General features: G+C 37.0%; 13 protein-coding genes and 6 pseudogenes. 18 read left to right on the forward strand and 1 reads right to left on the reverse strand.

The window, feature by feature from the left end; all coding sequences use genetic code 11:
- The 10 genes and pseudogenes from DW965_RS17450 to DW965_RS17490 form a co-directional block, all read left to right on the forward strand.
- Positions 1-253, forward strand: a pseudogene (locus tag DW965_RS17450) (radical SAM mobile pair protein B); the annotation flags it as partial.
- Positions 219-713 carry a hypothetical protein gene (locus DW965_RS17455; RefSeq protein WP_243036678.1) on the forward strand — a complete coding sequence of 165 codons (495 nt, stop codon included), beginning with the start codon at positions 219-221 and terminating at the stop codon, positions 711-713. The pseudogene DW965_RS17450 and the gene DW965_RS17455, both read left to right, overlap by 35 nt.
- Positions 714-1,149: 436 nt before the next feature.
- Positions 1,150-1,863 carry a lantibiotic protection ABC transporter ATP-binding protein gene (locus DW965_RS17460; RefSeq protein ID WP_044999424.1) on the forward strand — a complete coding sequence of 238 codons (714 nt, stop codon included), beginning with the start codon at positions 1,150-1,152 and terminating at the stop codon, positions 1,861-1,863.
- Positions 1,856-2,586 (forward strand): annotated as a pseudogene (locus DW965_RS17465) (lantibiotic immunity ABC transporter MutE/EpiE family permease subunit). Before DW965_RS17460 ends, DW965_RS17465 begins: the two are co-directional and overlap by 8 nt.
- Before the next feature lies 1 nt (position 2,587).
- Positions 2,588-3,328 (forward strand): lantibiotic immunity ABC transporter MutG family permease subunit, encoded by a 741-nt coding sequence (locus DW965_RS17470; protein WP_055040007.1) that lies wholly within the window; start codon positions 2,588-2,590, stop codon positions 3,326-3,328.
- A gap of 14 nt (positions 3,329-3,342) precedes the next feature.
- Positions 3,343-4,005 carry a response regulator transcription factor gene (locus DW965_RS17475; RefSeq protein ID WP_015512795.1) on the forward strand — a complete coding sequence of 221 codons (663 nt, stop codon included), beginning with the start codon at positions 3,343-3,345 and terminating at the stop codon, positions 4,003-4,005.
- Complete coding sequence (locus DW965_RS17480; protein ID WP_119198635.1) at positions 3,993-5,369, forward strand: sensor histidine kinase; 1,377 nt, start codon at positions 3,993-3,995, stop codon at positions 5,367-5,369. The genes DW965_RS17475 and DW965_RS17480 overlap by 13 nt, the downstream gene beginning before the upstream one ends.
- Positions 5,370-5,481: 112 nt before the next feature.
- A pseudogene (locus tag DW965_RS20255) lies at positions 5,482-5,577 on the forward strand (DUF6462 family protein); the annotation flags it as partial.
- A 308-nt stretch (positions 5,578-5,885) separates the two neighbouring features.
- A complete protein-coding gene (locus tag DW965_RS17485; protein ID WP_055221652.1) occupies positions 5,886-6,101 on the forward strand; it encodes a hypothetical protein in 216 nt (71 codons plus the stop codon).
- A gap of 22 nt (positions 6,102-6,123) precedes the next feature.
- Positions 6,124-6,540, forward strand: coding sequence for a hypothetical protein (locus DW965_RS17490; protein WP_055221654.1), 417 nt, complete (start codon positions 6,124-6,126; stop codon positions 6,538-6,540).
- 65 nt (positions 6,541-6,605) lie between these two features.
- Here the strand turns inward: DW965_RS17490 and DW965_RS17495 are convergent.
- A pseudogene (locus tag DW965_RS17495) lies at positions 6,606-7,106 on the reverse strand (helix-turn-helix domain-containing protein); the annotation flags it as partial.
- Between the two features lie 192 nt (positions 7,107-7,298).
- Here DW965_RS17495 and DW965_RS17500 point away from each other — a divergent pair.
- The 8 genes and pseudogenes from DW965_RS17500 to DW965_RS17540 all read left to right on the forward strand — a co-directional run.
- Positions 7,299-7,955 carry a hypothetical protein gene (locus tag DW965_RS17500; RefSeq protein WP_191892610.1) on the forward strand — a complete coding sequence of 219 codons (657 nt, stop codon included), beginning with the start codon at positions 7,299-7,301 and terminating at the stop codon, positions 7,953-7,955.
- Positions 7,956-8,690: 735 nt separating this feature from the next.
- On the forward strand, positions 8,691-8,900 hold the full coding sequence (locus DW965_RS20260; RefSeq protein ID WP_021737557.1) for a DUF6219 family protein: 210 nt from the start codon (positions 8,691-8,693) through the stop codon (positions 8,898-8,900).
- Between the two features lie 3 nt (positions 8,901-8,903).
- Positions 8,904-9,359 carry a thioredoxin-dependent thiol peroxidase gene (gene bcp, locus DW965_RS17515; protein WP_021737556.1) on the forward strand — a complete coding sequence of 152 codons (456 nt, stop codon included), beginning with the start codon at positions 8,904-8,906 and terminating at the stop codon, positions 9,357-9,359.
- A complete protein-coding gene (gene yaaA / locus DW965_RS17520) occupies positions 9,359-10,108 on the forward strand; it encodes a peroxide stress protein YaaA (RefSeq protein ID WP_024854728.1) in 750 nt (249 codons plus the stop codon). Before bcp ends, yaaA begins: the two co-directional genes overlap by 1 nt.
- 127 nt (positions 10,109-10,235) lie before the next feature.
- Positions 10,236-10,643, forward strand: coding sequence for a Fur family transcriptional regulator (locus DW965_RS17525; RefSeq protein WP_055225693.1), 408 nt, complete (start codon positions 10,236-10,238; stop codon positions 10,641-10,643).
- Complete coding sequence (locus DW965_RS17530; RefSeq protein WP_117510121.1) at positions 10,636-11,268, forward strand: flavin reductase; 633 nt, start codon at positions 10,636-10,638, stop codon at positions 11,266-11,268. The genes DW965_RS17525 and DW965_RS17530 overlap by 8 nt, the downstream gene beginning before the upstream one ends.
- A gap of 5 nt (positions 11,269-11,273) precedes the next feature.
- Positions 11,274-11,393, forward strand: a pseudogene (locus DW965_RS17535) (ferritin family protein); the annotation flags it as partial.
- 22 nt (positions 11,394-11,415) lie between these two features.
- A pseudogene (locus DW965_RS17540) lies at positions 11,416-11,696 on the forward strand (metallophosphoesterase); the annotation flags it as partial.

Raw genomic sequence — 11,696 nt, forward strand, 5'->3', positions numbered from 1 at the left:
AATTATGGATTATATCGCCGGAAAATATCCTGATCTTGTACCACTTTACGACGAGATCTATAACAAGCATAACCGCAGCTACTTTGAAGCACTTGAAGTAAAAGCTGAGGAAATGGCTAAGAAGTATGATTGTGCCTTTGTGGATAATGAAATGCCTTATGGCAGAGTCCCGCAGGGGCATCCGGTGATTGTAGATTATTTCTATCATGAGGAAATCCGTGGGACAGAGAATACCGGAAAAAGAAATCGTTAACTTCAAGTTTGTGATGGTAGATTATATGGAATGGTTTAATGTTTTTGGGCTGATTTTTATTGCAGTCATTATGATACCCAATGTTGTATTTGCGATTAAGTGCAAAGATGGATTTGATAATAAGTGGAACAATAAATATGTTGAGGTCACAGAACAAGTAGGGAGATTGGGTTGTTTCGGATTCATGATAATCAATATTCCGGGAACTTGGTTCGGGTGGTGGTCTGACGAAGCATTTGCACTATATCTGATTGTAGATACCATATTGGTAATGCTTTATTGTGCTATTTGGATTATATGTTTTAAGAAAAAAAGCGTTTTCAGAGCATTAGCACTTTCTATTATTCCTTCAATGTTGTTCTTATTTAGTGGGATTATGAGTAGGTCAGTGCTATTGATTATTGCATCAGTATTATTTGCACCAAGTCATATTATGATTTCATATAAAAATGTAAAATGATATTTACAAATTCAAGTTTGTAGGGCAGATAAGCTGTTTATTTGAGTAGAAAAAAGAATTACAATTAATAACGCCGGTGCGGGATTTTGATATCCAGTACCGGCGTTATTGATTCTACAGGGGCTTGGGGGTGTAGCCACCAAATATACTATTCGTTTTCTGCTTCGGCAAGTTTGTTAAGGATCCACTCCCGATTGATAACAATGTCCTCATCATCGCGGAGATCCTTGAAATCATTGCAGTGTGAAGAAGCAAATTCATACATATTGTCAATGTCAACTGCACCAGTGATCTTACCCTTATTAATGATGGTTTATTCCATACGAGAATAAAAATAGAGTAGACGAATTATTTAGCAATCTTCATCAAATCTTTATTTTTTTCTGTTAGGTTATATTTCAGTAAGAAATGAAATATGGAAGGAAGGATAGTAAAGATGGAAATGATGTTGCAGACACAAAATTTGTGTAAATATTTTAGAAAGCAGAAAGCGGTAAATAATGTTTCACTTAATATAGAAAAGAAACAGATTTATGGACTGCTTGGACCGAATGGTGCGGGAAAATCTACCACATTGAAAATGTTGACTGGTATGATGAAACCAACTGCAGGAAAGATTTACTTTGATGGAAAACTTTTGGATAGGAAAGATTTATCAAAAATAGGAGCGTTAATTGAAAATCCGCCTATTTATGAAAATCTTTCCGCCAGAGAGAATTTGAAGGTAAGACAATTATTGCTTGGTACAGATGAAAACAGAATTGATGAGGTCTTGCAGATTGTATCACTTACAAACACCGGAAAGAAGAAAGCAGGACAGTTTTCTTTGGGAATGAAGCAAAGACTAGGCATTGCAATGGCATTGCTTGGAGAACCGGAACTTTTGATATTGGATGAACCTACGAATGGATTAGATCCAATAGGCATCGAGGAATTACGAGAGCTGATCCGGTCTTTTCCGGAACAGGGAATCACTGTAATTCTCTCCAGTCATATTCTCTCAGAGGTACAGTTACTTGCAGATAAAGTCGGGATTATTTCAGGTGGAATCTTAGGATACGAAGGAGCATTAAAGCAGGGAGATAATCTTGAAGATTTGTTTATGAATGTGGTAAGAAAAAACCAGAAAGCAGGTGAAATCCATGGTTAATATTATAAAAGCAGAACATCAAAAAGCCAAAAGAACCATGCGAAAAAAGTTTATCTGGGGATTTCCTCTTCTTACATTTGTCATGGCATTTATATTTACTCTTGGGATGACAAATGCTTATGCAGAAAGTGTTTGGAACTGGTGGTATACACTTTTGCTGCCGGGGATGATTGCTCTATTTTGTTATCTTTCTGTGGCGCAGGAGAAAAAGATAAAATACTATCATTTAATGACTATTCCCACGGATAGAAGAAAATTGTTGCTGGGGAAAATTATTTATATTGGGTACATGATTTTGTTTTCTAATGTGATTGTGTTTGCAGGAGCAACGCTTGGAGGCTTTCTTCTAACGACACATGTTCCAGTTGGAGGAGCGTTGATTGCAGTATTGTTTCTGACGGTTTCTGAGTTATGGGAGATTCCGGTAGCTTTATTTTTAAGTGAACGATTTGGAATGATTGTAAACCTGTTCGTCTGCCTGTTTATTACCGTCAGCGGTGTGGTAATATCACAAACCAGAATCTGGTATGTACTTGTTTCTGCAATCCCTATGCGAATGATGTGCCGTTGCTTCATGTTTTACCAAATGGACTTGCCGCAGAAGCAGGGAATCCTCTTTTGGATACGGGAGTCATTGTTCCGGGAATGTGTCTCTCAATCATCTGGTTTGTTTTTGTAACGGTTCTGTTTTTGAAATGGTTTGAGAGAAGAGAGGTGAAATAAGATGATTGGAAGATCTCTTAATGCAGACTTGCGAAAGATGAAAGGAACATCTGTGATTCTGGCACACTTACTGATTCCGATTATAACCAGCGTTATATTTTTAATATATTACTTTTTTTCACCATGGAATGAAAATATGAAAGTGATTGCATTTTATCAGGCAATAGGAGCAGGACTTCCGGTACTTATTGGAATTTTTACAGCAAGTGTGATGGAACAAGAACAAAATGCAGGTAATTTTCAAAACCTGTTGTCTTTACCGGATAAACCTGCAGCATTTTTATCGAAACTGTTGATGCTACTGGTTTTGTGTCTGTGCTCTATCCTATTGACAGCAATCATATTCGGAATTGGATTTGGAAGAATCGCATCAAGCGATATCGAAATCATGAAAGGATGTATATTTGCAGCATTGCTGCTGTGGGGAAGCAGTGTTCCACTTTATCTGTGGCAGCTGATTCTGGCTTTTCAGTTTGGAAAAGGGGTATCCATTGGAGCAGGGATTATATCAGGACTAATTAGTGCATTGATGCTTACCGGACTTGGAGATTATGTGTGGAAATATGTATTTGTCTGCTGGACGGGTAGAGTACCATATACTTATCTGCAATCTGTATTGGGAGAAACTAGTGTAGGTGAATGGTTGTCATTCATACCAGGTTGCTTAATATTTACAGGGATTAGTATGGTATACTATTTTTGGTGGGTAAACCACTGGGAAGGAAACAGAATATCGGAATAGAATCGAGGGAAACTATGGCAAAAATACTGGCAGTTGATGATGAACCGGCAATTCTGGAAATGATAGAAAGCATTTTGAATAAGGATGGACATCTGGTTACCAAAGTAAGTAATCCACTAAAAATTAATATGGAAGAATTACATCGTTATGACCTGATTTTACTGGACATTATGATGCCTGGAATTGATGGCTTCGAATTATGCAAAAGAATTAGGGCACTTGTGGATTGTCCGATTTTGTTTCTTACGGCAAAAACGGAGGAAAACAGTCTGGTAAACGGACTCTCTTTAGGAGCAGATGATTATATTTCAAAGCCATTTGGAGTGATGGAACTTCGGGCAAGGATCAATGCACATCTTAGAAGAGAGCACAGGGAACATTCTGTCCGGATGGTTTTAGGGAGAGTCTGCATTCAGATGTCTCAAAAGAAACTGTTGATGGATGATAAAGAACTTCCGTTTACGAAAGCAGAGTACGAAATCTGTGAATTTCTGGCTAAAAACAGAGGACAGGTTTTCTCGAAGGAACAGATATTGGAAGCGGTCTTTGGCTTTGACAATGAGAGTAATGACAGTACTATAATCACGCATATCAAAAATATAAGAGCAAAATTTGCGGATTATGATTATATGCCGATAAAAACAGTCTGGGGGATTGGATATAAATGGGAAGAGTAAAGAGAAGCAATGCACTCAGCAGGATTTTTATGAGATATGTACTGGTCATGCTTGGATCATTAGTTGGTTTGGTGATTGTTGCTTATCTGCTGCTGTGCCTTTTGATTAGTGTGGGCTGTATTTATCCGGCAAATTATGCAGAGCAAAAGATTAATGAAGCATATGATACGATTCTACGTGCAGATAAAGTGACTGCTGAGATGATTCCCGCACTTTGTGATTATGTAATCTTTTCAGAGAATGGAGAGAAAATAGGTGGAGATCTGTCAGAACAATACGAACAGATAGCATGGAATGTTGCAAAGTACGGAAACGCATCCGGGAAATATTTTTATAAAGTAATTGTAAGGGAAAATGAATATGTTGTATTGCAATATCGCCTGACACCTCAATATCATTCAGCTTTTTTGAGGGAGCATTTTATAGGACCACAGAATGTGATGAGTATTATGTCAGTGATTGGAGCGGTAGCGATTATCATCATTCCGTCCATACGTTTTGGAAAAAGAATCAAAAAGCAGATGCAGCCTGTATTAGACGCAATCAGACAAATAAAGGATCAAAATCTGGAATATGAGACATCCTGTTCCGGTATCAAAGAGTTTGATGACTGTTTATCGGCAATCGATGATATGCGAGATGCATTGCGAGAATCTTTAGAAAAGCAGTGGAAAACAGAGCAGGAAAAGAAACAACAGATGTCTGCTTTGGCGCATGATATTAAAACACCTCTTACGATTGTACGGGGAAATGCAGAACTACTTTCAGAGACTGAACTGACCACAGAACAGAAGAATAATATCACTTATGTTTTGAACGGCACAACACAGATACAAAGTTATGTAAAACAGTTGATAGATGTCACAAAATCATGGAATTGCAGTGATGTTATCTATACAACGGTGAGGTTAGAAGATTTTTTCGCAGATATAAAGGAACAGGCACTCGGACTGGTAGAAATCTATCACCAGAAGATAGATTGGAAGGCGGAACAAAGTGATAAAAAGGTAACGATTGCTTATGAGCCAATGTTCCGAGCCGTAATGAATGTGATTCAGAATGCAGTGGAGCATACAAAAGAAAATGGAATCATTTATATTGACGCAAAGGAGCAGGATGACCGGCTGACATTCATTGTGGAGGATAGCGGATCAGGATTTACAAAAGAAGCATTATTGCATGGCACAGAGCAGTTTTTTATGGATGACACAAGTAGAAATGGCGAAGCCCATTATGGGATGGGACTATTTTTTGCAAAAACTGTGGCTGAAAAATATGGTGGAGGTATTAAACTTTCAAATTCTGAAAATACAGGTGGGGCGCGGGTAGAAATATTTTTCCTGAGTAGTCAAGAAACAAGCTAAATGAAAAGTCTAATCCCCCAGCATAGCTGGGGGATTAGACTTTTCATTTATACGGATATTCGCAAACTACAAGATAAAGCCCAAACTTCATATACTCTAACAGTTAGCGAAAGATGCCAGAGCAGTATACCATGTCAAACGAATTGTGTTAGTTAATTTGGATCTTATTGATGAATATCTGGAAGCATTCTGTGATGAAGAATTTTGATGAAAGAACAGGAGGAACAACTATTCCTCGAAAATTGAGAATTACATATGTTCAATTCTTTGTATTAGGTATATATTTTGAAAAGTTATCCGGTTATACTGACAATATCAAAAGGCAGAACTGTTAGAATGAGGTGAGCAGATGGATACAGCACAGAGAATAAGGATAATTCGGATGATTGAAAAAATAGAGAAGAACCCAGAATTCAGTAGTAAAATCGGTGTGAGAAATACATCTGAGTTTATATCAAGTAAACAATCAAAAAAATGAATGATTCAAATCATAACAGGAGTCAGAAGGAGTAGAATATGTTATCGTTATTATTTGCTATATGCATGATCTGGTTTATTGGAAAATTTTTTATATTTGGTGTAAAAGCATCCTGGGGGATCTTAAAGCTGCTCTGTACAGTTGTATTTTTCCCGGTGATTTTGATAGGAATGGTTGTTGGCGGACTGATTTATATTGCACTTCCATTGTTGATCATCGGCGGAATCATTGCACTTATATCATCTAACTCATAAAAATACGAGGAGGGAAGAAATTATGGGATATGATATAGAAAAAGAGAAACGAGAAGCGATTGAAGCAGGACAACGTGCGTTAAGTAGTCTTCGGACAGCAAAAGAGAACCTGAACAGTGCAAAGAATTGGGGCTTGGTGGATATGTTTGGCGGTGGATTCTTTTCTACGATGTTGAAACACTCCAAGATGGATCAGGCCAGACAAAATATGGAACAGGCGAAATATGATCTTCGTAATTTCAGTAGGGAATTAAATGATGTGAACATGGCTTGTAATTTAAACATCAATACTGGAGACTTCTTATCCTTTGCAGATTATTTTTTTGATGGATTTGTTGTGGATTGGATGGTGCAGGATCGAATCAATAATGCCAGACATCAGGTGGAAGAAGCTATCCGCAGAACGGAATACATCATAAACCAGTTACAGCATATGTAAAGGAAAGAGGCAGTGAACCATAAATAGGTTCGCTGCCTTGTTTTTTCATACTTATTTCTGTTTCTTTTTTCTTCTCTGAGCAATTCGATGTTTAGTCCCTGCTCTCCGGCTGTTTTATCAACCCAGAGATTCAGAGAATCTATTGCCAGAGAAATTTCATCCAGTTTGTTGCTGATAAAAGCAAAATCCTTGATCTCATCATCACTGATCTTACCGTCACGGGCAATCTGGATCAGACGTGTGGTAAGAGGATTAATCTCATTCAGACTGGCAATGGTTTCCAGGATTATATTGGACAAGTCAGAAACTTCGACTTCCGGGACATAACGGTGACCGATTTCGCATTTATGAGAGCAGTAATAATTGCAGAGATCTGGTCGCCCGTAAGCGTCTGCCATCTGGATAATATCATAAGGTGTAGGTTCCTGCATTTCATATTCAAATTTTTCAATTTTAGAATCAGAAACAGCAGTCATTTTTTCGCTGGCTTCTAATCTGGTAAGACCGGCTTCTTCCCGGCAAATCTGATAAATTGTTTTATTTTCTCTTGTAGATTGTTTCCCCATGAGAATAACCTCCCCGTATATCGCCGAACATGAGAATTATCAGGTGTTAAGTCCACATGCTGTGCGTGTATTTTCTTTATAGATTTTATTATACTTGAAGCATCAGTAAACAACAAGTGCATTGTTGATACGGAATTATGAAAGGAAGAAAAAACATGAGGAAAACTAGAAGTGATTGTAGAGTAGGAACATTTGAAAAGAAGCATGGTCTTCCACCGGGGACTATTAGAAACAAAAATGGAAGAGATACCAGAAGTGACAAAAAAATTGGCACCATTCGCAAAGAAGCAAAGTAGGAACATAATCATGGAAAAGAAAATAAGAAAAAGATATCATTCAGAAGAAGCTGTAAAAAAAGCGTTAAAAATTGAATCATTTCGAAATTTAACAAAGGATAAAGTGATGGAGTTTACATCTATGATTCCATATATGGAAAAGGAAGTGGCGCTTGAAATAATAAAGCAGTTCCCAGTATATGTAGAGTTTGTGGAATCAGCAATAGAAAATTATACACAGTTATGCAAAACAATTTTAGAAACAAATAAAGAAGAATATGAACAAGCAGTTCATGCACATCAGTATGTTCTTGAGACCTTCGCAAATCAGCTGGAACAAGAAAACTTAACAGAGGAGGAAAGAAGGGACTTTTCTGAAAAAATGATTGAAGAAGCTGATAAAATAACGGAATTATATTTACAGCAGCAGAAATTTCATGAGCGAGTGTTCAAGACGATTGGGGGAGTTGTAACATTAGCTTTGGGAGTGACGGTAACAATGTTAGGTTTAAAAGCAATTGGTAGCGATGAAGATTTACCTCAACTAGATGATGAGAATCAGAATGTTGCATAATAGCTTTATCTATAATTGAAAACAACAAGATGGAAAGGCTCAGGAAAAAGTATTCTGGGCCTTTTGTCTTAGAAGGATAGCAGTATAAAAGAGCAGGGATTTTTATACCCCACCTATTGATATACACTGTAACCATCAAAGAAGATTAAATCATAAAATTCAAAGAAATGGAGGAGTTGGCAATGGAAGGTTTTAACACTGGTGATGGTTACATGGGATTGGAGACTGTGAGAAAAAGTCTGTAACACTTTTTCTATGCGAACCCTACAAAAATATTAGAAGAATAACGTATGCAAAACTTCCTGTTTGCCAACTTGCCCTTTGAGAGAGGAAAAATCCTTTTCTCAAAGGGCTTTTTTGTTTATACGGATATTCGCAAACTTACAAGATAAAGCTAAAATTTCATATACTCTAAGCACAAGGAGGTTGAGGTTTATGAGCCAAACAGCACAGTGTCTAAGGCATATAAGCCACGAACCTGGTATACATTCTGCCAAATGGGAACAATGACGCAGGGTATCTGTAAATTAAAAAATAATGAAAAGAAGAATAAAAAAATACAACACGAAAGGATGCGTCAAGGTAATGCAAGAATTATCGTGATACATCCTTTTGTATTTGGATTGAGTATTTTTCTTTCCCTGCTTGTCAAAAGTAATGGATGGAATGTATAATATTGTTAATGATCCAGAGATATTTATTTTGGAAACAGCTTAATCAATTTGGAGGTATAAAATGAAAGCACATAAGTATTGGTCAATCGGAGCGTTAATTACTATGATTGGAACTTTTTATACTGGATATAAAGGATCCAAATCAGGTCATAGGTATTTTGCGTGTAGCACTCTTATATGTATGATCATGTCTATGTATACGGGACATAAAATGATTTCAGGTAATAAAAGAACAAGAAAACAGGTGGAAAATACAAAAGCGGAGGAATAGTAAATGTTAGAGTTAGGAAAAAAAGCACCGGACTTTGAATTGCCGGATCAGAATGGAGAAATGCATAAATTAAGCGATTATGCAGGAAAAAAAGTGATCTTATATTTTTATCCAAAGGATAATACACCAGGATGTACGAAGCAGGCATGTGGCTTTTCTGAGCGTTATCCACAGTTTACTGAGAAGGGAGCTGTTATTCTCGGAGTAAGCAAGGACTCTGTAGCGTCTCACAAGAGATTTGAAGAAAAATACGGACTGGCATTTACGCTATTAGCAGATCCGGAGCGTAAAGTTATTGAAGCATATGATGTCTGGAAAGAAAAGAAAAATTATGGAAAAGTATCTATGGGTGTAGTAAGAACTACATATCTTATTGATGAGCAGGGAATCATTATAAAGGCAAATGATAAAGTCAAGGCGGCAGATGATCCTGAAAATATGCTTAAGGAATTGGCATAATGAAGATTATTTTATCACCTGCAAAAAAGATGATTGTAGATACCGATAACTTAGCACCGGTTGAACTGCCTGTCTATATTGATAAGACAGCAGAAGTATTAAACTGGATGAAAAGCAAATCAAAAGAAGAACTGAAAGCTATCTGGAAATGTAATGACAAGATTGCAGAGCAGAACTTTAACAGATTGGAAAATATGGATCTTTATAACAGGCTTACTCCGGCTGTTTTAGCATATGAAGGGATTGCATTTCAATATATGGCACCATCTGTGTTTGAAATCCAGCAGTTTGAGTATTTGCAAAATCATTTAAGAATCTTGTCTGCGTTTTATGGCATTTTAAAACCAATGGATGGTGTGACTCCTTATCGTCTTGAAATGCAGGCAAAGGTTGGAATTGGAGATGCAAAAAATCTGTATGAGTACTGGGGAGAATTGTTATACCGCTCAGTAATTGATGACAGCAGGATTATCATTAATCTTGCATCAAAAGAATACTCAAAATGTATAGAAAAGTATCTGACACCACAGGACAGATATATTACGATTGTATTTTGTGAGTTATCCGGAGATAAATTGGTAACAAAAGGTACCTATGCCAAGATGGCTCGTGGTGAAATGGTCAGATTCATAGCGGAAAATAATATTGAAAATCCGGTGGAGATTCAGAAATTTGACAGACTCGGATATTCGTTTAGGTCTGATTTATCTTCAGATTCAGAATATGTATTTGAACGCAAAATAAAATAGTTATTCAGGTAAAAGATGCTCAGTTTGGCAGTTTTTGTAATAATGAGAATTATTACTATTTTTATTGGCAGCAGGAGGATGGTGGTATATAATCCTTATTAAGAACTAATCCTAATAAGGAGGACGAATGACAAGTAGGAGAAATACCATTCAAAAAGATCTCGTAAGAAATACCGTATACGAAATGAGAAGACACGTTACGGCAAATGAAGTGTATGAATTTATAAAAGAAGCATATCCAACAATTGGAAAAGGAACTGTATATAGAAATCTTGATATATTGGTAGAGGAAGGTGCATTAAGAAAGGTTGAAGTTCCGAATGGACCGAACCGATTTGATTTTACATTGAAAAATCATTACCATGTAAGATGTATAAAGTGCGGTGAAATTTTTGATGTGGATATGGATCAAATACCGGATTTACTGGAAAGAATTCATAACACTCATGGAATTGAATTTGTGGATTATGATATTTCATTTAAAGGCATTTGCCCGAAATGCAGGGAGAAGGTAAAGGAGGAACAGCATGGATAGGAAAGCAATGTATAAGTTGAGTTATGGACTGTTTATATTGACCGCTAAAGAAGCAGAAAAAGATAACGGATGCGTCATTAATACAGCCATTCAGGCAGCTTCGGAACCAAACCAGTTAAGTATCTGTGTAAATAAGGCAAATTATACGCATGATATGATTCAAAGAACCGGAAAATTTACTGTATCAGTTTTAAGTCAGAAGGCACAATTTGAATTGTTCAAACATTTTGGCTTCCAATCAGGAAGGGATACCAATAAGTTTGAAGCATTTGAGCAGTGTGCCAGGGGCACAAATGGTATTTATTATATTACAGAAGGTACAAATGCATACATTTCTGTGACAGTTACTAAAACAGAGGACTTGGGTTCACATACGATGTTTATCGGTGAGATAACCGATATGGAAGTTTTAAGCAATGTTCCTTCAGTAACATATGATTATTATCAGAATAATATTAAGCCTAAGCCACAGGAGGTTGGAAAAACAGAGGACAGTCAGACAATATGGCGTTGCAGAATTTGCGGATATGAATATGTAGGCGAGGAATTACCAGATGACTTTATATGTCCTTTGTGCAAGCACCCGGCATCAGATTTTGAAAAAGTAGTAAAGAAACGGAGGTAAAAGAGATGGCGGCAAACGAATATGCAGGAACACAGACAGAGAAGAATTTACAGGAGGCATTTGCAGGGGAATCACAGGCAAGAAATAAGTATACCTATTTTGCTTCTGTAGCGAAAAAGGAAGGTTAGTATAAGAAGGTATGATGGTATGAAGATATTAGTAATTCCTGATGTTCATCTTAAACCGCAGATGTTTAAACAGGCTACAGCTCTTATGCATCAGGGAATTGCCGATCGAGCGGTATGTCTGATGGACATCCCTGATGATTGGGACAAGCAATATAATGTCGGACTTTATGAAGAAACTTATGATGAGGCTGTTCGGTTTGCAAAAGCATTTCCGGAAACAGCCTGGTGCTACGGGAATCACGATTTGAGTTATCTGTGGCATTGTCTGGAGAGCGGTTATAGCTCCATGGCTTCAATGAC

Origin of the sequence: Blautia sp. AM47-4 (assembly GCF_003479865.1) — a bacterium.
Classification (GTDB): domain Bacteria; phylum Bacillota; class Clostridia; order Lachnospirales; family Lachnospiraceae; genus Fusicatenibacter; species Fusicatenibacter saccharivorans.